Origin of the sequence: Pseudoxanthomonas sp. CCNWLW251, from assembly GCF_037402255.1 — a bacterium.
GTDB lineage: Bacteria > Pseudomonadota > Gammaproteobacteria > Xanthomonadales > Xanthomonadaceae > Pseudoxanthomonas_A.
The window spans coordinates 169,667-193,387 of record NZ_JBBEGA010000006.1 but is presented as its reverse complement, the minus strand read 5'-3'; the positions used below and the strand labels follow the sequence as shown (position 1 = coordinate 193,387).

Annotated in this window: 21 protein-coding genes, 1 pseudogene and 2 riboswitches; of the genes and pseudogenes, 14 read left to right on the top strand and 8 right to left on the bottom strand. The window is 68.5% G+C overall.

Annotation, left to right across the window (positions count from 1 at the left end):
- Window positions 1-27: 27 nt before the first annotated feature.
- Window positions 28-498, bottom strand: coding sequence for an MgtC/SapB family protein (locus WBN46_RS18810; protein WP_337732908.1), 471 nt, complete (start codon window positions 496-498; stop codon window positions 28-30).
- A 76-nt stretch (window positions 499-574) separates the two neighbouring features.
- Window positions 575-1,489: an AEC family transporter gene (locus WBN46_RS18805; protein WP_337732928.1), complete on the bottom strand. Its 915-nt coding sequence runs from the start codon at window positions 1,487-1,489 to the stop codon at window positions 575-577.
- Between the two features lie 167 nt (window positions 1,490-1,656).
- Between WBN46_RS18805 and WBN46_RS18800 the strand changes: the two genes are divergently transcribed.
- The 4 genes from WBN46_RS18800 (at window position 1,657) to WBN46_RS18785 (ending at window position 4,831) form a co-directional block, all read left to right on the top strand.
- The gene (locus WBN46_RS18800; protein ID WP_337732907.1) at window positions 1,657-2,199 is read left to right on the top strand and encodes a VOC family protein; all 543 of its coding nucleotides are present in this window, start codon (window positions 1,657-1,659) and stop codon (window positions 2,197-2,199) included.
- A gap of 64 nt (window positions 2,200-2,263) precedes the next feature.
- The gene (locus tag WBN46_RS18795) at window positions 2,264-2,923 is read left to right on the top strand and encodes an alpha/beta fold hydrolase (protein WP_337732906.1); all 660 of its coding nucleotides are present in this window, start codon (window positions 2,264-2,266) and stop codon (window positions 2,921-2,923) included.
- Entirely contained in the window at window positions 2,923-4,074 is a 1,152-nt protein-coding gene (gene zapE, locus WBN46_RS18790; RefSeq protein ID WP_337732927.1) for a cell division protein ZapE, read from the top strand. The genes WBN46_RS18795 and zapE overlap by 1 nt, the downstream gene beginning before the upstream one ends.
- A gap of 4 nt (window positions 4,075-4,078) precedes the next feature.
- On the top strand, window positions 4,079-4,831 hold the full coding sequence (locus WBN46_RS18785) for an NAD-dependent deacylase (protein WP_337732905.1): 753 nt from the start codon (window positions 4,079-4,081) through the stop codon (window positions 4,829-4,831).
- Between the two features lie 244 nt (window positions 4,832-5,075).
- On the opposite strand, the gene WBN46_RS18780 is transcribed toward WBN46_RS18785, so the two are convergent.
- Genes WBN46_RS18780 through ompR form a run of 3 tightly spaced genes read right to left on the bottom strand, consistent with a single transcriptional unit; the run spans window position 5,076 to window position 7,990 of the window.
- Entirely contained in the window at window positions 5,076-5,987 is a 912-nt protein-coding gene (locus WBN46_RS18780) for an alpha/beta hydrolase (RefSeq protein WP_337732904.1), read from the bottom strand.
- Between the two features lie 21 nt (window positions 5,988-6,008).
- The gene (locus tag WBN46_RS18775) at window positions 6,009-7,274 is read right to left on the bottom strand and encodes an ATP-binding protein (protein WP_337732903.1); all 1,266 of its coding nucleotides are present in this window, start codon (window positions 7,272-7,274) and stop codon (window positions 6,009-6,011) included.
- Entirely contained in the window at window positions 7,271-7,990 is a 720-nt protein-coding gene (gene ompR / locus WBN46_RS18770; protein ID WP_337732902.1) for a two-component system response regulator OmpR, read from the bottom strand. The genes WBN46_RS18775 and ompR overlap by 4 nt, the downstream gene beginning before the upstream one ends.
- Before the next feature lie 193 nt (window positions 7,991-8,183).
- Here ompR and WBN46_RS18765 point away from each other — a divergent pair, with 193 nt between their 5' ends.
- The 7 genes and pseudogenes from WBN46_RS18765 (at window position 8,184) to WBN46_RS18735 (ending at window position 16,488) form a co-directional block, all read left to right on the top strand.
- The gene (locus tag WBN46_RS18765) at window positions 8,184-8,708 is read left to right on the top strand and encodes a hypothetical protein (RefSeq protein WP_337732901.1); all 525 of its coding nucleotides are present in this window, start codon (window positions 8,184-8,186) and stop codon (window positions 8,706-8,708) included.
- A gap of 251 nt (window positions 8,709-8,959) precedes the next feature.
- A pseudogene (locus WBN46_RS18760) lies at window positions 8,960-9,124 on the top strand (EF-hand domain-containing protein); the annotation flags it as partial.
- 10 nt (window positions 9,125-9,134) lie between these two features.
- Complete coding sequence (locus WBN46_RS18755) at window positions 9,135-9,995, top strand: sterol desaturase family protein (RefSeq protein ID WP_337732900.1); 861 nt, start codon at window positions 9,135-9,137, stop codon at window positions 9,993-9,995.
- A 74-nt stretch (window positions 9,996-10,069) separates the two neighbouring features.
- Entirely contained in the window at window positions 10,070-11,434 is a 1,365-nt protein-coding gene (locus WBN46_RS18750) for a VOC family protein (RefSeq protein WP_337732899.1), read from the top strand.
- A 294-nt stretch (window positions 11,435-11,728) separates the two neighbouring features.
- Window positions 11,729-11,948, top strand: a riboswitch (cobalamin riboswitch).
- A 272-nt stretch (window positions 11,949-12,220) separates the two neighbouring features.
- Window positions 12,221-14,557, top strand: coding sequence for a ribonucleoside-diphosphate reductase subunit alpha (locus WBN46_RS18745; RefSeq protein WP_337732926.1), 2,337 nt, complete (start codon window positions 12,221-12,223; stop codon window positions 14,555-14,557).
- Window positions 14,558-14,829: 272 nt separating this feature from the next.
- On the top strand, window positions 14,830-15,849 hold the full coding sequence (locus WBN46_RS18740) for a ribonucleotide-diphosphate reductase subunit beta (RefSeq protein WP_337732898.1): 1,020 nt from the start codon (window positions 14,830-14,832) through the stop codon (window positions 15,847-15,849).
- A gap of 222 nt (window positions 15,850-16,071) precedes the next feature.
- Window positions 16,072-16,488, top strand: coding sequence for an acyl-CoA thioesterase (locus tag WBN46_RS18735; RefSeq protein ID WP_142122924.1), 417 nt, complete (start codon window positions 16,072-16,074; stop codon window positions 16,486-16,488).
- Between the two features lie 12 nt (window positions 16,489-16,500).
- Here the strand turns inward: WBN46_RS18735 and WBN46_RS18730 are convergent, their stop codons facing one another.
- Together WBN46_RS18730 and metE are read right to left on the bottom strand one after the other, a co-directional pair.
- Window positions 16,501-17,034, bottom strand: coding sequence for a hypothetical protein (locus tag WBN46_RS18730; protein WP_337732897.1), 534 nt, complete (start codon window positions 17,032-17,034; stop codon window positions 16,501-16,503).
- Between the two features lie 168 nt (window positions 17,035-17,202).
- On the bottom strand, window positions 17,203-19,494 hold the full coding sequence (metE, locus tag WBN46_RS18725) for a 5-methyltetrahydropteroyltriglutamate--homocysteine S-methyltransferase (protein ID WP_337732896.1): 2,292 nt from the start codon (window positions 19,492-19,494) through the stop codon (window positions 17,203-17,205).
- 198 nt (window positions 19,495-19,692) lie between these two features.
- Window positions 19,693-19,927: riboswitch (cobalamin riboswitch) on the bottom strand.
- Window positions 19,928-20,034: 107 nt separating this feature from the next.
- Here metE and WBN46_RS18720 point away from each other — a divergent pair.
- Window positions 20,035-21,297 carry a serine hydrolase domain-containing protein gene (locus tag WBN46_RS18720; protein ID WP_337732895.1) on the top strand — a complete coding sequence of 421 codons (1,263 nt, stop codon included), beginning with the start codon at window positions 20,035-20,037 and terminating at the stop codon, window positions 21,295-21,297.
- On the opposite strand, the gene WBN46_RS18715 is transcribed toward WBN46_RS18720, so the two are convergent.
- Complete coding sequence (locus WBN46_RS18715) at window positions 21,298-22,356, bottom strand: linear amide C-N hydrolase (protein ID WP_337732894.1); 1,059 nt, start codon at window positions 22,354-22,356, stop codon at window positions 21,298-21,300.
- A gap of 110 nt (window positions 22,357-22,466) precedes the next feature.
- Between WBN46_RS18715 and WBN46_RS18710 the strand changes: the two genes are divergently transcribed.
- Together WBN46_RS18710 and purU are read left to right on the top strand one after the other, a co-directional pair.
- On the top strand, window positions 22,467-22,784 hold the full coding sequence (locus tag WBN46_RS18710) for a hypothetical protein (protein ID WP_337732893.1): 318 nt from the start codon (window positions 22,467-22,469) through the stop codon (window positions 22,782-22,784).
- A gap of 10 nt (window positions 22,785-22,794) precedes the next feature.
- Window positions 22,795-23,646 (top strand): formyltetrahydrofolate deformylase, encoded by an 852-nt coding sequence (gene purU, locus WBN46_RS18705; protein ID WP_337732892.1) that lies wholly within the window; start codon window positions 22,795-22,797, stop codon window positions 23,644-23,646.
- Window positions 23,647-23,721 lie beyond the last annotated feature (75 nt).

Below are 23,721 nucleotides of genomic sequence, written 5' to 3'. Positions count from 1 at the left end.
TCCTGCGGGCTTCGCGATACCTGACCGCTAGCCCGCGTCATCGCGCCGTGTCACGCGACGCTCCAGCCACGCGAGCAGCGACAACACGCCGAACGTCAGCAGCGTGGCGAGCAGGGCCAGCCAGCCGTGACCGAAGCCGACTGCCACGCCGATCACCGCCACCATCAGCAGCGAGGCGGCCGTGGTGATGCCGGCGACCACGCGGCCGCGGTGCGCGATCATGGTGCCGGCACCGATGAAGGCGACACCGGCGATCACCGCTTCCACCAGCCGGAAGGGATCGATCTGCACGCGACCGTCATGGTCGTGCTGCGCCTGCGCCAGCATCATGTCGCCCATGCCGGTGAGCATGGCCGCCGCACCGGCCACCAGTGTGTGGGTGCGGAAGCCGGCCGGCCGGTCCTTCATCTCGCGCTCCAGGCCGATGACACCCCCCAGCAGCATGGCGAACGTGATGCGCGCGACCACCGCCGCCTGCGCTTCCCATCCATCGAACATGGCGTGATCCTCCTGCGCCGATGCTTCCATCGGCCGGGTCAACGCGATGCGAAGGCGGATGCCGGTGTCTGCCTGCTCAGGCCAACCGCCCCACCACCCACGCCCACATCGGCAGCGTCGCCAGCGACAGCAGGATGCCGTAGCCCACCAGCGCGGCGGCCAGGCGCGGGGCCAGCTGGTGCGAAATCGCGAGCGCTGCCGCCGTGATCATGGTGGGCATGGCCGATTCCAGCACGTTGGCCTGCAGCATCTCGCCGGTCATGCCGAAGGCAAGCGACAACGGCAGCGCGAGGGCCGGCATGACGATGAGCCGCAGCAGCAGGCCGACCGCGAGCGGCTTCACCTCGTCGCGCGGCAGCTTCAGCTGGATGGTCAGGCCCACCGCCAGCATCACCAGCGGCAGCAGCGCGTCGGCGAGCTTCTGCAATGCGGACGCGATCCAGGCCGGCGGCTGCTCCGGCATCAGCGTCAGGCCGAACAGCAGCGCCCATACCGGGGGGAACTTCACGATGCGCAGGCCGATCTCGCGCGCGGTCGGGGGCGCATCGCCGCCGTAGCGCGCCAGCACGTACAGGCCGAAGGTGGACAGAAGGACGAAGGTGCCGAACTGGTCGTAGACCACCGCGTAGGGCAGCGCGTGCTCACCCAGCAGCGCACGCACCATCGGATAACCGATGAAACTGCTGTTGCACAGCGCCACGCAGAGCAGCAGCACGGCATGCTCGTCGCGGCGGAACCTGAAAATGCGCGTGGCCAGCGCGGCCAGTGCCACGGTGGCGACGGTCAGCACCCACGGCGTGGCGATCACGCCGAGCAGCGAAGCGTCCACGTGCAGGCGTGGCACGTACGTCAGCACGGCGGCGGGCAGGCAGACGTACAACACCACGCGGTTGAGCACGTCCGCCGCGTTGTCGGGGAACACGCGCAGGCGCGCGAACACCATGCCGAGCGCCAGCATGGTGAGGATCAGGGCGAAGGCATCGAATGCCATGGACATCGGAGCATTGCGTGGGGATGGCAGGATCGCACAGGCGCTTACGGGTGCGACTGCGCCTTTCGTCGATACCCGCGCATTCCGGAGGCGCCGCATCGCCGCGGGCCGCGCCTGACCGCGATGCGGGCAACCATCACGCTTCCCTCCCGGATGGAAGCACGCCCATGGCACGCACGATCCCGGTTCCCGCCGGCTCCAACACGGTCAACCCGTTCCTGATCACCGATCGCGCCAGCGACCTGATCGCGTTTCTTGTCGAGGTCTTCGGCGCGGAAGAGGTCCCCGAAGCGCGCACACTGGATGCCGACGGCCTGGTCCTGCACGCCGAACTGCGCATCGGCGACTCGCTGCTGACCCTCGCCGACCGCAAGCCGGGCTGGCCGTTCATGCCGGCGCTGACGCGTGTCTACGTGGCGGATGCGGCCGCGACCCTGGTGCACGCCGTGCAATGCGGCGCGCACGTGGTGACGCGACCCACGCCGTTCTTCGGCGACACGCTGGCGCGCTTCCAGGATCCTTCCGGCAACCTGTGGTGGATCCAGCAGCACGATCCCCTCGCGGTCACCTCGTGGGACGACGGAGCGGGCTCCCTGGAGGATGCGCACGGCGACGGGTGGGCGTATTCGAATCCGGATCTGGACGAGATCCACGCCACCCTGATGGACGCGATGGCCCGCCTGCGCGATCCGCGCACCGCGCCCGGCTGATCCCGCCGCGCCGTGCCGGCGCACCGGCCGCGGCCCTGCATGGCTCTGGGCTTATCATGGCGGCATGAACGCCCCTGCATTCCCCACCGCGTCCGGCCCGATCACGCTGGCAGGCCCCGAGGGCCCCCTGGAAGCCCACGTCGACTGGCCCGAAGATGGCGAACCGGTGAAGCCGGTCACCGCCGTGATCTGCCATCCGCTGCCCACCGAGGGCGGCACGATGCACAACAAGGTCGTGGTGATGGCGGCACGCAGCCTGCGCGAACTCGGCGCGGTGACGGTGCGCTTCAACTTCCGCGGCACCGGGGCGTCCGCCGGATTGTTCGACCAGGGCGATGGTGAGGTCGACGACCTGCGCGCCGTGGTGCAGTGGATACGCGAACAGCGGCCCGGCACGCAGCTGTGGCTGGCCGGTTTCAGTTTCGGCGCCTATGTATCGCTGCGCGCCACCGAAGGACTGCAGCCCGATGCGCTGGTGTCGATCGCACCGCCCGCCGGGCGCTGGGATTTCAAGGCGATCACGCCGCCGGTCTGCCCGTGGCTGGTGATCCAGGGCGAGGAGGACGAGATCGTCGAACCGCAGGCGGTGTACGACTGGATCGATTCGCTGAAGCAGCCGCCGGAACTGATCCGCATGCCGGAAACCAGCCACTTCTTCCACCGCAAGCTGATGGACCTGCGCGGCGCCATCAAGCACGCCATGAAAGCCTACGTGCCGGCGTGATGGGGGACGACGCACGGGGGGCGGCATCCACGCCGTCGCAGGTCTACGCGCGTGGCGCCTCGGAAGGCCAATGGCAGGACGACCCGGCGCAACATCCCGCGCTGGCCGAGCTCGACCGCATCCATGCGGCGTTGCTGGCGGAGCCGGCGTCGCCCGGCCTGTTGGGCAGGCTGTTCGGCAAGCCACCGGAAACCGTCAAGGGGCTGTACTACTGGGGCGAGGTCGGTCGCGGCAAGACGTTCCTGGTGGACCTGTTCTACGACAACCTGCCGCTGCCCACCTATTCGGTCTCGCAGAACAAGGCGCATGGCGAAGGCGGGGGCAAGTACCGCACCCACTTCCACCGCTTCATGCGCGGCGTGCACGAACGCCTGCGCCTGCATGCCGGTGAAAGCGACCCGCTGGCGAAGATCGTGCGCGAGGTGCGCGGCAAGCTGCGCGTGCTGGTGCTGGACGAGTTCTTCGTCACCGACATCGGCGACGCGATGCTGCTGGCGCGATTGCTGGAGCGCATGTTCGCCGAGGGCATCTCGCTGGTGACCACGTCCAACACCGCGCCGGAGAACCTGTACCGGGACGGGCTGCAGCGTGCCGGGTTCCTGCCCGCCATCGACCTGCTGCAGCAGGACTGCGTGGTGCTGCGCTCGGACGGACAGGAAGACTACCGCCTGCGCGCGCTGACCCGTTCGCCGGTATACCGCACGCCGCTGGACGGCGCGGCCGACGACTGGCTGGCGATGCGCTGGCGCGAACTGAGCGGCGGCGAAGCGGCGCACGGCGGCAACATCGAGATCGACAGCCGCAAGATTCCGGTGCGCGGTCGCGGCAAGAGCATCGCGTGGTTCGATTTCGGCGCGCTGTGCGAAGGTCCGCGCGGCACGACGGACTACATCGAGATCGCGCACGAGTTCAACACCCTGCTGCTCGGCGACATCCCGCGCTTCGATGCGCTGAATGAAGATGCCGCGCGCCGCTTCGTCAACCTGGTCGACGAGCTCTACGACCGCCACGTCAACCTGGTCTGTACTGCGGCGGAAACGCCGACGGCGTTGTACACCGGCACGCGCCTGCAGGGCGCGTTCGAGCGCACTGCTTCGCGCCTGATCGAGATGCAGAGCGCCGAGTACCTGGCCACGCCGCACAAGGCCTGAGCACATGCGCGCCGTGCCCGCCGCGATCGACGACGTGCTGCATCGGACGATCGACGGCGGCGGCCACGTCTGCGTGCTGACCGGCGCCGGCATGTCGGCCGAGAGCGGCATCCCCACCTTCCGCGGGACCCACGACAGCCTGTGGTCGCGGTTCGATCCGATGCGGTTGGCGACGGCCGGGGCGTGGCGCGAGGATCCTGCGCTGGTCTGGGGCTGGTACCGCTGGCGGATGCACCGGGTCCGCGAGGCGCAGCCGAATGCCGGCCATCGTGCGCTCGCGCAGCTGGCGCGCCGCGTGCCGCTTTGGCTGGTCACCCAGAATGTGGACGACCTGCACGAGCGCGGTGGCAGCACGGTCGACGCGCATGTGCACGGCAGCCTGTTCGCGTTGCGCTGCTTCGCCTGCGGGCGCGCGCACGAGGGCCCGCTCGACGAGTACGTGGACGATGCGCAGCGTGTCGAACCGATGCGTTGCGTCGCCTGCGGTGATCGCATCCGCCCGGGCGTGGTGTGGTTCGGCGAGGCGCTGCCTGAGGATGCCTGGACAACGGCGGTGGACGCGGCAACGCGTTGCTCGCTGATGCTGGTGGTGGGCACGTCGGGGCTGGTATATCCCGCGGCAGGTCTCCCCGCGCTCGCACGCCGCCATGGCGCGGTCGTGGTGGAGATCAATCCCGAGCCGACCGCGCTGTCTGCGGACGCGGACCATGTGTGGTGCGCGACGGCCGCACAGGCGCTGACGTTGCTGGCGCGCTAGGGATTGCTGCTTTCCTTCTCCCCGCAAGCGGTGAGACGGTGCCCGGAGAGCCTGCCCCGTACTGGATACGGGAGCGGACGAGGGGCGAGTGCGGTGTGGGCGGATACGTCGCTCTGGGGTTCACCGTCATGCATGGTGCGACGCCAGCGGCACGCATGAAACACGACTCCGTTCGCTCCTCACCCACCTTCGGCACCCTCTCCCCGCTGCGCGGGGAGAGGGACACTTCGTGCTGCTCGGATGCCTAGTGCAGCTGTCTATGGACAAACGCATCCACCGCGTCCGTGTAACCGGAAGGCGTCCCCAGCAATCGATTCACTTCCGCATGCGAAAGATCCTCGGGCAGCACCTCCATCGCCACCCCAAGCGTCTTCGCCTTCTCCACCATCGCTCGGCCCTGCGGACAGGCGTCCTTGCGGCGCGAGGAACAGACGAACAGCATCGGCACGGCATCGCGGGTGAGCTGGTGGTACGGCGATGCGGCGATCCAGTCGTCGCGGTTCCTGCCGAACGCGCGGTCGTAGATACCGGGCAGCGGCGGCTTCTGCATGGTCATCGGCACGTCCAGCGCTCCGCTGTCCAGCGACACCACGCCACGCGGCTTCGTTGCGCCAGCCTCGCGCCAGAGCGTGGAGGAGGCGCCGACCAGCGCGGCCAGGTGCGCGCCGGCGGAATGTCCCATCAACAGCACGCGCGAGCGATCGGCGTTCCATTCCGGCGCGCGCTGCTGCACGGCGGCCAGCGCGCGCGCCACGTCGCGCGCCTGCTCCAGCGGTGCGGTGTCCGGCCGCATGCGGTAATTCGTGGACACGAGGATGTACCCCTTCGGCAGCCAGTACGCCGCCTTGTTTTCCACCACCCCGGGATTGTCCTTGTTGCCGTTCTCCCAGCCACCGCCGTGCACGAACAGGATCACCGGCGCGTTGCGCGGCTGCGCGGGCAGGTAGACATCGAACCGCTGGCGCGGATCCGCGCCATAGGCGACATCGCGCAGCGCGCGCGCACCCGCCGGCAGCACGGGCGCACGCGCGGCGGGCTGGCGCGAAGCCTCACGCGCCTGTTGCAGGTGTTCGCGGAAGGTCTGCGCGGCCAGCGGCGGCAGCGCAGCAAGCAAGGCGCACGCCACCAGGCCCGTGCGGAACAGCATCGTCTTCATGGCATCACCTCGATGGGGAGATCAGCCCGCGCGCAACCACAATTGCGCGCGCAGGCCGTGGGGGGTGTTCGGCAGCAGCCGCAGTTCGCCGCCGTGCTGGCGTGCCACGCGGTCGACGATGGGAAGGCCCAGCCCGCTGCCGCCCTGCGCCTGGTCGTGGACGAACGGCTGGCGTGCGCGTTCGGCCGCGTCGGCGGAGAGACCGGAGCCGCCGTCGGCGACCTCGACCACCCATGCCGATCCTTCGGCCCACAGCTGCAGTGACAACGGCAACGCGCCATGCCGCTCGGCGTTGACCAGGAGGTTCTCCACCGCGCGCAGCAGCGCCATCGGCTTGCCGGGGAGCAGCGCATGCTCCGGCAGGTCCACCCGCCAGGCTTTCGAAGCGGCGGCGACCGCATGGCGGCAGATCGCGGCCAGGTCGACGTTCTCGCTGCCTTCGTCGCGGCCATCGCGTGCGAAGGCGATGAACTGGCCGAGGATGGCATCCATCTCGGCGATGTCGCGATGCATGCTGCGGGTCAGTCCGGGATCGGTGTCCGGCACCATCTCCAGCGCGAACTGCAGGCGCGTGAGCGGTGTGCGCAGGTCGTGTGAGATGCCGGCGAGCAGCAGCGCGCGTTCTTCCGCCGCCGCTCGGACATCGCGGCTGGCGTCGCCCAGTGCCTGCGCCAGGTCCGCCACCTCGCGCGGGCCACGCGCATGCACCGGCGGTGGCGCGTCGCCACGCACGATGGCCGGCGCGGCCGCCGCGAGCTGGCGCAGCGGCTGCACGAGCCGGCGCGCGAAGTACGCGGCGGCCAGCCATACCAGCGCCACGCAACCGACCAGCATGAACACGGAGAAGCGACGCATGCCGGTGGCCGGACGGTCATAGGCGAACGACACCCACAGCGGTTCGCGCGTGGCCGGTTTCAGCCAGATCACCCGCAATCCACGCCCGGCACTCATCCGCAGTTCGCGCCCGGCGCCCAGCGTGCCTGCGGCCTGTTCGCGCAGTTCGCGCAGCAAGGGGGCGAAGCGCGGTCGTGCGTCGGCGGGTGGCGTGCTGCGCACCTCCAGCCCGGCGTCACGCAGCTGCGCGACGGTGCGCGCATGCGACTGGTGGTGATCGAGCGCTTCGACGACTTCGGCGAACCCCTGCATCGCGCGCAACAACTGGTCGGCGGCCGGCCGCGTGGCCAGTTCGCGCCCGAGCAGGAGCGCCAGCACGCCGGCACCGGCCAGCACCAGCGCGATCACCAGCGCGAGCTGGCCGAACACGCTGCGCGGCAGCGGCGACCTCACGGTGCGGCCTCCGGTGGCACGAACACATAACCCACGCCCCATACGGTCTGGATCAGGCGCGGCTGGCGCGGATCGTCTTCCAGCAGCCGGCGCAGGCGCGCGATGGTGACGTCCATGCTGCGCTCGAAGGCATCGTGTTCGCGGCCGCGCGCCAGGCTCATCAGGCGGTCGCGGCTCAGCGGATGGCGCGGATGGCGCAGCAGCACCGACAGCACGGCGAACTCGCCGCTGGTCAAGCGCAACAGCGCGCCGTCGCGGGTCAGTTCACGCCGGCCCAGATCGAGGCGGAACGGGCCGAAGCTCAGTTCGCCGCCTTCGGCCTGCGGTGCGCCGGGTGCGGGACGCGTACGCCGCAGCACCGACCGGATGCGCGCCAGCAGCTCGCGCGGATTGACCGGCTTGGGCAGGTAGTCGTCCGCGCCGATCTCCAGCCCGACGATGCGGTCGATCTCGTCGCCCTTCGCGGTCAGCATGACGATGGGCGTGGCGTCGCCCTGCCCGCGCAGGCGGCGGCAGATCTCCAGGCCGTTCTCGCCGGGCAGCATCAGGTCCAGCACGATCAGATCGAAGTGGCCGCGATCCAGCGCCTGCCGCATTTGCACGCCATCGCCCGCGCCGCGCACGTCGAAGCCCTGCGACTGCAGGTAGCGCACCAGCAGCTCGCGCAGCCGCACGTCGTCGTCCACCAGCAGGATGCGCGCCGAAGTTTCGTCCATGCGGCCACTATCGCCCGCCGCCGCGATGCCCGGCAAACCCTGCCGGCGGCCCGTTTGTAAGCAGATGTTTCCAGCGCCGCCGGCAGACACATCTGCTGTCAACGGCGACACACCTGCCGGCGTTGCCCGCCCTACCGTGGTCCTGCCGCCGCTTCCCTGCGCGGCCATCCCACACCCCGACGAGGATTCCGCCATGAGCAAGACCCCGTTCCTGATCGCCACCGCCTTCGCCCTGTGCGCCACCACCCTGTTCGCCGACCACGCCGCAGCGCGCGAGCGCAGCCGCGCCGTGCAGCGCACCGCCCAGGGCGGCAGCGTCGCCGTCGAGCGCAGCAATGCGCGCTTCGACAGCCAGCGCCAGCGCGGCTGGCAGGCCGATGGCCAGGGCAATGCGAGCGCCGCGCGCAGCGGCAGCATCACCGGCGCCAACGGCGGCAGCGCCGGTTACGACCGCAGCGCCTACCGTAATGCCGATGGCAGCGCCGGCCGCCAGGGCAGCGCGTATGCCAACGGTCCGAACGGCGGCACCGCCAGCACCAGCGGCGGCATCAGCCGCGACGCGGACGGCCATGTCAGCGGCGCGCGCAACACCACGGCCACCGGCGCCAACGGCAACAGCTACACCGGCAGCACGACGGTGTCGGACGGCACGCTGGTGCACACACGCAGCTGCACCAATGCCGCCGGTGACGCCATCGCCTGTCCGCGCGGCAACTGATCGGCCTGCATCCGCTTTCCCGCAGGCGCGGCGGCATGGCACTCCCCCCTGTCGCACGGATGCATTCCCGCACCGCCGCGCCTGCACCTTTTCCTTCCCTCACCCGGAGATTCCCGATGTCCCGTTCCATCCTGCTCCCCCTCGCCACCACGCTGTCCATCTTTGTGCTGGTGGCCGCCCCCGCCAGTGCGCAGCAACGCACGCTGACCGAAGAACAGAAAGCCAAGCTGCAGGAACGGTTGAAAGCCGCCGATGCCAATGGCGATGGCCTGATCGACAAGGCGGAAGCCGAGGCCAGGCTGCCGCGGGTGGCGAAGAACTTCGACACGCTGGACGCCAATGGCGACGGCAGGCTGTCGCCTGACGAAATGCGGGCGATGGCCGCGCAGCTGGCCGAACGCCGTCGCCCGCGTTGAGGCCACGACGATGGCATCGCTGCCCCCACTGTTGGGTGTACCCCTGCTGGTGTTCGCCGCCATCGCCGCGCTGGAAGGCGCATGGCTGATGCGGCGCGGCGGCTATGACTGGAAGAGCTACTGGGCATCGCTGGGCGATGCGGCGGGACGCGCATTGCTGGGCCTGCTGATCCAGGGCGGCGTGGTGGGCGCGCTGCTGCTGGCGATCTGGGATTTCCGGCTGACGACGATCGCGATGGATCGCGGGTTGCACTGGGTGGCGCTCTTCGTCGGCCAGGAGTTCTGCTACTACTGGATGCATCGTGCCGATCACCGCGTGCGCTGGTTCTGGCTGAACCATTCGGTGCACCACTCCTCCGAGCAGTACGCCCTGTCGACCGCGTACCGGCTGGGCTGGACCGGCAAGCTGACCGGTGCCGCGGTGTTCTTCGGGCCGCTGGTGTGGCTGGGCTTTCCGGTGCCGTACGTGGTCGGCGTGCTGGCGGTGAACCTGCTGTACCAGTACTGGCTGCATACCGAATTGGTGCCACGGCTGGCGCGCCCCATCGAGTTCGTCTTCAACACGCCTGCGCATCACCGCGTGCACCACGCCAGCAACCCGGAGTACCTGGACTGCAACTATGGCGGCGTGCTGATCGTGTTCGACCGCCTGTTCGGCACCTGCCGCGAGGAAATCCCCGGCGTACCGCTCCGCTACGGGCTGGTCGAGCCGGTGCGCAGCTACAACCCGGTGAAGATCGTCTTCCACGCCTGGGTGAAGCTGGGCCGCGACCTGCGCCGGGCGCGTGGCCTGCGGCAGGTCGTGATGACGCTGTTCGGGCCGCCCGGATATGTCCCGGACGGCGCGGAAGCGGTCCGCCCGCGCCGTTGAGAGTGGCCCGCGCCCGCCCGGGCGGCGACAATACGCGCCCCCGGCGGCCCCACGCCGCCCGCATGCCGAGCCCCATGACCGCTTTCGTTTCCCCCGACCGCATCCGCGGCCTGTTCGCGCAGGCCATGTCCGACATGTACCGCGCCGAGGTGCCGCTGTACGGCGACCTGATCGAGTTGGTCGGCGAGATCAATACCGCGGCCCTGGGGAACGATGCTGCGCTGGCCGCACGCCTGCAGCGCACGGGCGAAACCGAACGGCTGGACCTGGAGCGCCATGGCGCGATCCGGGTCGGCACGCCGGCCGAACTGGCGATGCTCGGCCGCGTGTTCGCGCTGATGGGCATGCACCCGGTGGGCTACTACGACCTGACCGTGGCCGGCGTGCCGGTGCACGCCACCGCGTTCCGCCCGCTGACCGAAGAAGCGCTGGCCGCCAATCCGTTCCGCATCTTCACCTCGCTGCTGCGGCTGGAGCTGATCGCGGACGCGGCCTTGCGCACGGAAGCCGAAGCCATCCTGGCCCGCCGCGACATCTTCACCGCCGGCGCGCGTGCCCTGGTGGCGCAGGCCGAACGCGATGGCGGACTGGGTGAGGCCGACGCGCAGCGCTTCGTCGCCGAAGTACTCGAGACCTTCCGCTGGCACGGCGATGCCACCGTCTCGCTGCAGACCTACCAGGCCCTGCACGGCCTGCACCGGCTGGTCGCCGACGTGGTCAGCTTCCATGGCCCGCACATCAACCACCTGACCCCGCGCACGCTGGACATCGATGCCGCGCAGGCGGCGATGCTCGACCGTGGCATCCAGGCCAAGGCGCTGATCGAAGGCCCGCCGCGTCGCGCCGTGCCGATCCTGCTGCGCCAGACCAGCTTCAAGGCGCTGGAAGAGGAAGTCGCCTTCCCCGATGCCAGCGGCACGCTGGTACCCGGCAGCCACAGCGCGCGCTTCGGCGAGATCGAACAGCGCGGCCTGGCGCTGACGCCGGCCGGACGCGAACTCTACGACCGACTGCTGGCGCAGGTGCGCCAGGCAGGCGGTGCCGGCAATACCTCGGCGGACTATCCGCAGCGGCTGGCGGCCGCGTTCGCCGCGTTCCCGGACGACGAGGACACGCTGCGCCGTGAGGGCCTGGGCTACTTCCGCTACCGCCTGACCGATGCCGGCACAGCACTGCCCGCCAGCGAGCGCACAGCGATGACGCCTGACGCGCTGGTCGAGGCGGGCCACGCCGTGGTCGATCCCATCGTCTACGAAGACTTCCTCCCGGTCAGCGCGGCGGGCATCTTCCAGTCCAACCTGGGCGGCGGCGAACAGCGCGCGTATGACGCGCACGCCAACCAGGAAGCGTTCGAAGCAGCACTGGGCAAGACGATCCACGACCCGTTCGCGCTGTACCAGCAGGCGCAAGACGCGTCGATCGCCGCGCTGAAGGCGTGATGCTCCTTCCCCTCTCCCTGCGTGAGCGGGGAGAGGGTGCCGAAAGCGGGTGATGGGCGAACGAAGTCCGGACACCCAACGCGTCGGATCGGGATAGCGGTCTTGATGCCCAAGAGCGTCACGCACGAGTTGTCATCGCGCCTGCCCCTCATCCGCCCCCGTATCCAGTACGGGGCAGGCTCTTCGGGCACCTTCTCCCCGCCAGCGGGGAGAAGGATTCAACTCGTGAAACCCGCATCGCGTCGACATCGGCTGTTCCACACAACATTTGGTGTTGACGCCTCCATGCACCCCCACTATCTTGTGGCCGTCGGTTCCGGAGATGGCTAGTCTCCGGATGAAAAGGGAAGCCGGTGACGCCTCGCGCCACTCCGGCACTGCCCCGCAGCGGTAACTGGGAACGACCCCGCCACACAGCACTGAGGCCCACGCCTCGGGAAGCGGCGGACTAGGAGGAAGGCACCGCCTTCCACGCCCATGAGTCCGAAGACCTGCCGACAGCCGCGCGTTGCACACCGCGCGGTGCCGGCCGCGGATTCTCCGGGGGGAGATGGCTGGCGAAGCAGGGCACCCGCAGTCCGACTGCGTGGTCTCGCCGCCTGCGACGCCGCTTCCCCACTGTGATTCCCCATCCGGCCTTCCGCTGCCCCGCGAGGGACGGGCCGCCGCGTGCACCACGCATGGAGGAATCTCGTGACCCAGATCGACACCGCCGTCGCCGTCGCCGGCACCACCCCGTCCCAGAAGGACGCGTTTTCGCTGACCCCGCCGCCCACCGCCACCGCGATGAGCGTGACCAAGCGCAATGGCGGCCGCGAGCCGGTGGACCTCAACAAGATCGTGCGCGCGGTGCAGCGCAACTGCGAAGGCCTGCACGCCATCGACCCGATGCGCGTGGCCACCCGCACCATCTCCGGCCTGTACGACGGCGCCAGCACGCGCGAACTGGACGAACTGTCCATCCGCACCGCCGCGCTGCTGACCGGCGAAGAGCCCGAATACAGCCGCCTGGCCGCGCGCCTGCTGGCCGGCTACATCGTGAAGGAGGTCACCGGCCAGGAGATCCACGCGTTCTCGCAGTCGGTCACCCGCGGCCACGAGGTCGGCCTGATCAACGACCGCCTGCTGAACTTCGTGCAGACCAACGCACGCAAACTCAACGACGCGCTGGATGCTTCGCTCGACCTGCACTTCGACTACTTCGGCCTGCGCACGCTTTACGACCGCTACCTGCTGCGCCATCCGCACACGCGCAAGGTGATCGAGACCCCGCAGCAGTTCTTCCTGCGCATCGCCTGCGCGCTGAGCGAGGACGTGCCGGAAGCGCTGGCGCTGTACCGCCGCATGGGCAACCTGGACTATCTGCCCAGCTCGCCGACGCTGTTCAACAGCGGCACCACCCACGAACAGCTGTCCTCGTGCTTCCTGCTGGATTCGCCGCAGGACACGCTGGAGTCCATCTACGCCAAGTACGGCGACATCGCGCAGCTGAGCAAGTTCAGCGGCGGCATCGGCGTGAGCTACACGCGCGTGCGTTCGCGCGGCTCGCTGATCAAGTCCACCAACGGCCACAGCAACGGCATCGTGCCATGGCTGAAGACGCTGGATTCCTCGGTCGCCGCGGTCAACCAGGGCGGCAAGCGCAAGGGCGCGGCCTGCGTGTATCTGGAAACCTGGCATGCCGACATCGAGGACTTCCTCGAACTGCGCGACAACACCGGCGACGAAGCCCGCCGTACGCACAACCTCAACCTGGCCAACTGGGTGCCGGACCTCTTCATGAAGCGTGTGGAGGCCGATCAGGAATGGTCGCTGTTCGATCCGCGCGTGGTGCCGGAGTTGACCGACCTGTACGGCGCTGCATTCGAGCTGGCGTACACGCAGGCCGAGACGCAGGGCAAGGCGATGAAGACCATCTCCGCCCGCAAGTTGTACGGCCGGATGATGCGCACGCTGGCCGAGACCGGCAACGGCTGGATGACCTTCAAGGACAAGTGCAACGCGGCCAGCAACCAGACCCTGCGCGCCGGCAACGTGATCCACCTGTCCAACCTGTGCACCGAGATCCTCGAGGTCACCTCGGCCGAAGAAACGGCCGTGTGCAACCTGGGCTCGATCAACCTCGCCCGCCATTTCGACGAGGACGGGTATTTCGATTTCGACAAGCTGGCCGAGACTGTGCGCCTGGCCGTGCGCCAGCTGGACCGCGTGATCGACCTGAATTTCTATCCGATCGAAACCGCGCGCCGCGGCAACCTGCGCTGGCGCCCGGTGGGCCTGGGCTGCATGGGCCTGCAGGATGTGTTCTTCAAGCTGCGCCTGCCGTTCGACAGCGCCGAAGCGCGTGCGATGTCGGCGAAGATCGCCGAGACCATCTACTTCCACGCACTCGAAACCTCGGTGGAACTGGCGCAGGAACGCGGCCGCCATCCGTCGTTCGCCGACACCCGCGCCGCCAACGGCGAACTGCAGTTCGATGCATGGAACGTGGTGCCCGAGAACGCAGAGCGCTGGGATGCGCTGCGCGCCCGCATCAAGGAGCACGGCCTGCGCAACTCGCTGCTGATCGCCATCGCGCCGACGGCGACGATCGCCTCGATCGCCGGCTGCTACGAATGCGTGGAGCCACAGGTGTCCAACCTGTTCAAGCGCGAGACGCTGTCGGGCGATTTCCTGCAGGTCAACCGCTACCTGGTGGACGAGTTGAAGAAGCTGGGCCTGTGGACGGCGGAGACGCGCGATGCGATCAAGCTGTCCGAAGGCTCGGTACAGGGCCTGGCGCAGGTGCCGGACACGCTGCAGCAGATCTATCGCACCGCGTGGGAGATCCCGATGCGTTCGCTGATCGACATGGCCGCCGGCCGTGGCGCCTTCATCGACCAGTCGGCTTCGCTCAACCTGTTCATGGAGAGCCCGAACATCGGCGCAATGTCGTCCATGTACATGTACGCGTGGAAGCAGGGCATCAAGACCACCTACTACCTGCGCTCGCGCCCGGCTACCCGCATCGCCAAGACCACGGTGAGCGCGGCGGCGACCACCGCGCCGAAGCGCGACTACACCCCGACCGAAGCCATCGCCTGCTCGCTGGAGAATCCGGAAGCCTGCGAGGCCTGCCAGTAACGTATCCCCGCGTCGGCATCCCCGACGGACTACGGGACACGGAGGTTCCGGGCGCATGGAAGCGCCGACCCACGTAAATCGCCCCCACCCCCGCGTGCGGGGGAGGGCTGGGGTGGGGGCAGCCGACGACTCCGACGGCAAACCACCACAGGCTCGGCCGAAACCTTCGCTGCTCTTTCCGCTCCAGCAAACGAACGCCTAACGGCTTCGTTCGCCCCCATCCCAGCCTTCCCCCGCACGCGGGGGAAGGAGCAGAACAGGAACACCGCACCATGTCCGCACACCCCAAGCAGATGCTGCTAGACCCCGGTTTCGAACTGACGCTGCGCCCGATGCGCTACCCGCAGTTCTATGACATGTACCGCGACGCCATCAAGAACACGTGGACGGTGGAGGAGATCAACTTCCAGATCGACATCACCGACCTGCATTCGAAGATGACGCCGGCCGACCGCCACCTGATCCACCGGCTGGTCGCCTTCTTCGCCACCGGCGATTCCATCGTCTCGAATAACCTGGTGTTGAACCTGTACCAGCACCTCAACGCGCCGGAAGCGCGCATGTACCTGTCAAGGCAGCTCTACGAAGAAGCACTGCACGTGCAGTTCTACCTGACCCTGCTGGACAACTACCTGCCCGACCCGTCGGAGCGCTTCAAGGCGTTCGCCGCGGTGGAGAACATTCCGGCGATCAAGAAGAAGGCCGACTTCTGCTTCAAGTGGATCGACAGCATTCAGGACCTGCGCCGCATCGAGACACGCGACCAGCGCCGCCAGTTCCTGCTCAACCAGATCTGCTTCGCCGCGTGCATCGAGGGCCTGTTCTTCTTCGCCGCGTTCGCCTACGTGTACTACTTCCGCTCGCGCGGCCTGCTGCCGGGCCTGGCATCCGGCACCAACTGGGTGTTCCGCGACGAGAGCTGCCACATGGAGTTCGCGTTCGAGTGCGTGCGGACCGTGCGCGAGGAAGAGCCCGACCTGTTCGACGACGTCATGCAGCAGCAGGTGTACGACATGCTTGAAGAGGCGATCGAGTGCGAAGTGCAGTTCGCCGAGGACGTGCTGTCCGGCGGCGTGGCCGGCATCTCCACCCGTGATATGCGCCAGTACCTGCAGCATTGCGCCGACCAGCACTTCGCCAAGCTCGGCATGGACAAGAAGTACAACGTGCGCAACCCGCTGCCCTTCATGGAACTGCAGGACGTGCAGGAGCTGACCAACTTCTTCGAACGCCGGGTGTCGGCCTACCAGTTGGGCGTGCAGGGCGAGGTGGGCTTCGACCACGCGTTCTAGCGCAGGCCCCTTGCAGGAGCGACGTGAGTCGCGACCGCACGAATGACGGGGCCTGGCCTCCGATCACTTCAAGGCAACCCAAACAGGCGGCCGCCGTCATCCCTGACGCTGCAGGGCCGGAGAGGGATTCATTGCCGCGGTCGCGACTCACGTCGCTCCCACACCAGCACAACATCCGGCGCGCTATGCTGCTGTCGGGAGCACGCGAACCGGAGCACCACCATGACTGAACTGGCCAACGCCGAAGTGCGTCCCCTCGAGGCGCGCCTGCTGCACATGGTCTTCCCCGACCACACCAACCACCTGGGCACGCTGTTCGGCGGCCAGGCGCTGGCGTGGATGGACATGTCGGCCTTCATCGTCGCCTCGCGCTATGCGCGCAGCACCGTGGTCACCGCACGCTCGGAGCAGGTGGACTTCAACCAGCCGATCCACAAGGGCGACCTGGTGGAAGTGGTGGCGCGCGTGGTGAAGGTCGGCCGCAGCTCGATGAACGTGGACGTGGAAGTCATCACCGAGAACCTGCTGACCGGCGAACGCAAGCTGTGCACGCGCGGCCACTTCGTGATGATCGCGCTGGATCCACTGGGCCGGCCGACGCCGGCACCGCCGTTGCCCCCCGCGATTGCGCAGGACTGACCGCCGCGACGTTCAGAGGGTGGACGTGGTCTCGTTGCCCGCCTGCGCCAGGATGCGTTCGGCCTCGCGCTTCTGCTCTGCGGACAGCGCGTGCACGACCACGGCGGAGTCGCCCTCCCGCAGCGCATCGAGCACTTTCATCACGTAGGGATCGTGATCGGGTCGCAAGGTGACCAGCCCGCCGACCATCAGGCCGGCGATGCCGCCGAAGAACGCCAGCGCCGCCAGCGACAGCCACGGCGATTGCGTGATCATCGGCACCGCCTGCATGCGCAGCACGGCGTAGGCAAGTATGCCGGCAAGCGCACCCATGGCACCCAGCTTGGCGTGCGACCAGAGCATGGTGCGATAGATGCCGTGGCTTTCAGGCTCCAGCATGCGGCCCGGCTTCGTATCGCCGGGTGTGAGGACCTGGACCTGGCTCGCCGGCAGGCCCATCGCCTCACGCACGCGCGCCGCCTGCAGGCGCGCCACCGCCACGCTCGGACAGATGGCCGCCACCTTGCTGTTGGAAACCTCTTCGGTGAAGAACACGGATCCGGTCATGACGACGGCTCCCGGTGGGGGTGTAAGCCCACCGTGATGCCGGCGGCGTTGGCGAAGGGTGAAACCCGTGTGCAGCCGATGTTGCGCGCCTGCCGGTGTTCACGCTGGGCCATGCGCGCGAACGCGCCCCTGCGCGATGCCCCGCGCCACGCGGGGCATCCGCTTCCCCTACGCCGCGCGAACCTCCCCCTGGCGCACGGCTCGTGCCGCTTCGACCATGCGCTCCAGAGCCGTGCGTACCTCCGGCCAGCCCCGCGTTTTCAGGCCGCAATCGGGATTGACCCAGATCTGCTCCGGCGCCAGCACCGCACGCGCTTTCTCAAGCAAGCCGATCATCTCGCCGACCGAGGGAATGCGCGGCGAATGGATGTCGTACACGCCCGGCCCGATGTCGTTGGGATAGCGGAACTTCACGAAGGCATCCAGCAGCTCCATGCGCGAGCGCGAGGTTTCGATGGAGATCACGTCGGCGTCCATCGCCGCAACGGCGTCCATGATGTCGTTGAACTCGGAATAGCACATGTGCGTGTGCACCTGGGTGTCGTCGGCCACGCCGGCGGCGGTGATGCGGAAACACTCCACTGCCCAGTCGAGGTATGAAGACCAGTCGGCGCGCCGTAGCGGCAGGCCTTCGCGCAGTGCAGGCTCGTCGATCTGGATGACGCAGATGCCGGCCGCTTCCAGATCCAGCACTTCGTCGCGCAGCGCCAGCGCGATCTGCCGGCAGGTCTGCGCGCGGGACTGGTCGTCGCGGACGAAGGACCACTGCAGCACCGTCACCGGGCCGGTCAGCATGCCCTTCATCGGCCGGTCGGTCAGCGACTGCGCGTACTGCGACCAGCGCACCGTCATCGGCGCCGGGCGCTGTACGTCGCCGTAGATCACCGGCGGCTTCACGCAGCGCGAGCCGTAGCTCTGCACCCAGCCATTGCGGGTGAAGGCGAAGCCTTCCAGCTGTTCGCCGAAGTATTCCACCATGTCGTTGCGCTCGAACTCGCCATGCACCAGCACGTCGATGCCGATCTCTTCCTGGAAGCGCACGCAGCGCCCGGTTTCCTCGCGCAGGAAGGTGTCGTAGTCCGCGTCGGACAGCCTGCCACTCTTGTGCCTGGCCCGTGCTTCGCGCACCTGGTGCGTCTGCGGGAACGAGCCGATGGTGGTGGTGGGGAAGTCCGGCAATCCGAAGCGCGCCGCCTGCGCGGCACGGCGTTGCGGGTAAGGCGAATCGCGATGGATGTCGGCGACGTCCGTCGATGCCAGGCGCGCCGCCACTGCGGGACGATGCACGCGCGCCGAATGCCGGCGCGATTCGATCCGGTCGCGGGCGATGGCCAGGCCCGGTTCCGCCGCGCGCGGATCGCGCAGGGCATCGGACAGCAGGCGCAGTTCTTCGATCTTCTGGCGCGCGAAGGCCAGCCACGATCGCAGGTCGGAAGGCAACGCCTTCTCGCCGGCCACGTCGACCGGCACGTGCAGCAGCGAACACGACGGCGACAACCACAACGCGATGTCGCCGACATGGCCCTGCGCGTACTTCGCCAGGATCAACGCGTTGTCCAGGTTCGTGCGCCAGATGTTGCGGCCGTCCACCAGCCCCGCCGACAGCACGCGGCCCTTCGGCAGATGCTTCAACACCTCGTCCAGTTGCTCCTTGCCGCGCACCAGGTCGACATGCAGGCCATCCACCGGCAGCGCGCACGCGAGCGGCAGGTTGTCGCCGAGGCGGCCGAAGTAGGTCGCCAGCAGCAGCGACGGCCGCGCCCCTTTCGCCAGCGTGGCATAGGCCTGCACATAGGCGGCGCGCGCGGCATCATCCAGGTCCAATACCAAGCAGGGTTCGTCCATCTGCACCCAGTCCGCCCCTGCGTCGTGCAGCCTGGCCAGCAGCGCCGCGTACACCGGCAGCAATGCTTCCAGCAGCGCGAGACGATCGCTGCCATCCACCGTCTTGGCCAACAGCAGGAAACTCACCGGCCCCAGCAGCACGGGCCGCGCGGCATGGCCGGCGGCGCGCGCTTCCAGGAATTCCGCCACCGGCTTGTCGCCACGCAGGCGGAAGGTCTGGCCGGCGTGCAGCTCCGGCACCAGGTAGTGGTAGTTGGTGTCGAACCATTTGGTCATCTCCAGCGCGCGCAGGTCGGCACCGCCGTCCTGCACGCCGCGCGCGAGTGCGAAATAGCCGGCCAGCGGATCGGCGTCGGCCAGCGCGCGGTAGGCGTCCGGGATGGCATCGAACAGGAAGGCGGTGTCCAGCACGTGGTCGTACAGCGCGAAGTCGTTGCACGGCACGACATCGGCGCCGGCCTCGCGCTGCAGTTGCCAGTGGCGATGGCGCAGGTCGCGCGCGGTGCGCTGGAGGTCGTCGGCGGTGCTTTCGCCACGCCAGTAGCTTTCCAGGGCGGATTTCAGTTCGCGCTTCACGCCGATGCGCGGGAAGCCGAGGGTGGTAACGGTGGTCATGGTGCGTGTCCTCATGCGGTAGCGGATGAGGAACGAAGGAACCGCGCGCCAGGCCAGGGCCCGCCACGCCAGCGACCTTCGCCCCCGCGGGCGAGCCGGAGTGCCGAAGTCGGGCGCAGGAGGACGCATCCGGGCAGGCGCGCACGGACACGGGCTCCGGCCACCTCCCCTCGGAAGCTCCAGGTCAGTCGGAGGACGGTCGTGTCCTCCGGCCAGGGCAGGTCTTCGGGCTCATGGACGGGCGCGGGTGCGCTGGCCTACTTCCCGCCGCTTCCCGGTCCGCGAGGACCAGTGCTGTTGGCGAGGTTCGTTTCCAAATACCGCTGCGGGGCAGCGCCGGAATAGGCCCATGGAACAGGCCGCACCGGCTTCCCTTTTAATTCCATCGCTATATCTGGATAAAGCGATGGAAACCTTGGCGATGGGCAAAGTACCCCCGGCATGGTGGTACGTCAAGTGCAGCCATGACGATCTTGCGGCGGGGTTTGCGGTCGCTCGTTCGTCCACCTCCATGACGCCACGATCTTCAACCAGGCCCGCATGAATCATCCCTCCCTGCCATCCCCCCCGCGCCGCCGCTGGCTGAAGACCGCCGCCCTGTCCACCCTGGCGGCCGCGACCTGGCCGCAGGTCACCCGCGCCGCCGCCTGCGACGATGCTGCCGGCTGGATCCCGCCCGATCCTTTCCTCGCCGACCTGCCGCGCCTGATGCAGGCATTGCGTGTCCCGGCCATCGGCCTGGCGGTGGTGGAACGCGGCGAGGTGGTGTGGTCACGCAACCTCGGGGTATCGAATGCGCAGACGCGTACGCCGGTGGCGGACGACACGCTGTTCGAGGATGCCTCGCTCAGCAAGCCCGTGTTCGCCTACCTGGTGCTGCAACTGGCGGACCAGGGCGTGATCGATCTTGACGCGCCGCTGGTGCGTTACCGGCGGATGGACTACCTGGCCGATCATCCCTGGGTGGACCTGGTCACCGCGCGCGACGTGCTGCGCCATTCCACCGGCATGCCGAACTGGCGCAAGGATCCGGCGAACGAAAAACTGGTGCCCGCAGTGAAGCCCGGCACGCGTATCGACTATTCGGGCGAGGCGATCTTCTGGCTGCAACTGGTGGTGGAGACGCTGACCGGCGAGAGCCTGGACGAGTCCATGCACCGCCTGTTGTTCGGTCCGGCCGGCATGCGCGACAGCAGCTACACGTGGAGCGCGGACCTCGCCGCGCGTTCGGTCCATGGCCATCGTGCCGTCGAGGACGAAGAGCCCGGCATGCCGCCGCAGATGCTGCGCGAACAGTGGAGCGCAGCGCAGGTCATCGCCGGTCGCTGGGGCAGGCCGCTGTCCGCGTGGCGTTACGAAGACGCCGCGCGTGCACTGCCACTCGTGCAGGCGATCACGCCGAAGGGCCTGGTGAACTGGCCCGGCGACATCCTGGCCAATGCCGCGGCCAGCCTGCGCACCACGCCGACGGACTACGCCCGCTTCATGGCGCTGATGGTGCGTACGCCGCGCGCGCCCTGGCAGATCAGCGAGGCCACGCGCACGGCGATGCTGACGAAGCAGATCGACGTGCCCGGCCGCTGGACCGACAAGGGCCTGGGCTGGAACCTGGAAGCCACGCCGCGCGGGCCCGTGTTCTACCACTCGGGCAGCAATGGCGGCATCTTCAAGAACTTCGCCCTGGGCGATCTTGCCGGCCAGCGCGCGCTGGTGGCGCTGACCAATGGCGGCAGCGGCAACGTGCTGTACCGGCGCGTGGTGCGCGCGGCCACCGGTCACGATCTGCTGGCGTTCGACCTCTGACTACAGGCCCAGGAACTCGAACGGCTCCGCCGGCCTGAAGTCCTTCACCGCGTTGCCGGCGAACACGTTGCGCTGGTCAGGGCCCAGGTCCAGCCGCAGCACCTTGCCGGTCTCCTTCGAGAAGTCCACGTCCTTCAGGTCCACCCAGAAGGTGTTGGGCGTCAATGCGGATTCGAAGAAGTACAGCCTGCGCTTGTGGTCGGCCACCGTGCGCCAGCGGGTGGAGGAAATGTTGGGTTCCTCCGGCGTGTTGATGCCGAATGGCACCGATGCATTGCGGATCACGCTGAAGACGCTGGCCAGTGCCTTCACCGGATCTTCGCTCTTCGGAATCGCGTTGACGTAGAACGACGCGCGCGCGAAGCGGTCCGCGGCGCGGTTGGTACCCGGCAGCATCACCGTGCCCCCGATCTGCTTCCAGTACGCGTTGAGCGCGAGCTGCTGGTCGAACACCGGCGAATTGGTCATCACCTGGTACTGGCGGCCGTGGTGGATCACCTGCTTCCCGCCGATGTACTCGATGATGGCGCTGTCGCCGCTGGCGTCCGACAGCGACAGGTGCAGCGTGGCCAGCCGGTCCTCGCCGGGCACCTTGTCGGTCACCAGGGTGAAGGGCTCCTTGCGCAGCGCCTCGACGGCTTCCTTCACGCTGCCGTAGTTGTCCAGCGCGTACTGCGCCCACGCCGCGATGCTCAAGCCCGGGCCGCGCCCGTTGTAGACCGGGTACTCGGATTCCACCAGCCACAGCACGTTGGCCATCAGGCCGGCTTCGTTCATGCCGTCGGTGGTGGAGACTTCGTAGCCGGTGGCGATGACGCTGCCGTACTTCGATGTCCACGTGATCGAGTTCGGCCCCGCCTGTCCGCTGCGCTGCATGCCGCGCGGGAAGATCCACAGGTTCGTCGCCACGTCGTTCTTCCAGTCCATCGAACGGGCGGTGATGACGTCGTTGCCCGCCCCCAGATAGACCAGCCGGGTGCAGGCAGCGGCGGGCCGGGAGGACAGGGTGGGCAACAGCACGGCGGCAAGGGCAAGCGGCAGAACGAAGCGACGATCCATGGCGATCTCCGTAGGCGTGGGACGGCAGCAGGCGATGGCGGCGGGGGCCCGCCCTTTGAGCCAGCGAGTGTGTTAAACAGCGGTCCTCCCCCGCATCCGGAGATGCTGCCATGACATCCCCTCGCCTGTTGCACCGTTCGTCTTTCCAGGCCTTCCTGCTGACAGGCGCCGCCTTCGCCCTGTCTTCCTGCGTCAGCACCCCCGGCCCCCAGGTGGAGGGCGGCGGGCGCTGCAGCGATAGCGCGCTTGGCTGGGCGACGGGTCAACCTGCGGACGAGGCCACGCTCAAGCGCCTGTCGCGCGAGAGCGGTGCCGGGCTGGTCAACCCCATCGGCCCGAAGACGGTCGTGAAGCACGACGCGCGCAACGACCGCCTGCGCGTCTACCTCGACGCCGACAACCGCATCACCGCGGCCCGCTGCGAGTAAGCAGACCCCCATGCGCCGCGACCACATCCTCACGCTCTCCTGCCCGGATACCACCGGCATCGTCTATCGCGTCACCGGCCTGCTGTTCGACGCGGGCTGCAACATCCTGGACGCCCAGCAGTTCGGCGACGACGAATCCGGCCGCTTCTTCCTGCGCGTGCATTTCGATCTGCCGGAGGCGATTGCCGCCGATGCCCTGCGCGCGCGCTTCGCGCCGCTGGCCGACGCGTTCGCGATGGAATGGCAGATCCACGACGCACGCCGCAAGGCGCGGCTGATGGTGCTGGTAAGCAAGCAGGGCCATTGCCTCAACGACCTGCTGTTCCGCGTGCACAGCCGGCAGCTGCCGGTGGAGATCGCCTGCGTCGCGTCCAACCACGACGACTTCGCGGCGCTGGCGCAATCCTACGGCGTGGCGTTCCACCACCTGCCCGTCTCCGCAGCGCATCGGGATGAGCAGGAGCAGCGCATCATCGACCTGGTCGAACGCGAGCAGATCGACCTGGTCGTGCTGGCCCGCTACATGCAGATCCTCTCGCCCGCGCTGTGCGATGCGCTGGCCGGCCGCGCGATCAACATCCACCACAGCTTCCTGCCCAGCTTCAAGGGCGCCCGGCCGTACCACCAGGCGCACCAGCGCGGGGTCAAGATCATCGGCGCCACCGCGCACTACGTGACCCGCGACCTGGACGAAGGCCCGATCATCGAACAGGACGTCGCCCGCGTGGACCACGCGATGACGCCGAAGGAACTGGTCCGCATGGGCAGCGATATCGAATCGCTGGTGCTGGCCCGCGCAGTGCGCCGCCACGTGGAACACCGGATCCTGTTGAACGGGCACCGGACGGTGGTGTTCCGCTGAGCAGGGGATGGGCTTCCTGTAGGAGCGACGTCAGTCGCGACCGCGCCCCGATAGCGATCCACCGTGCAGAACAGG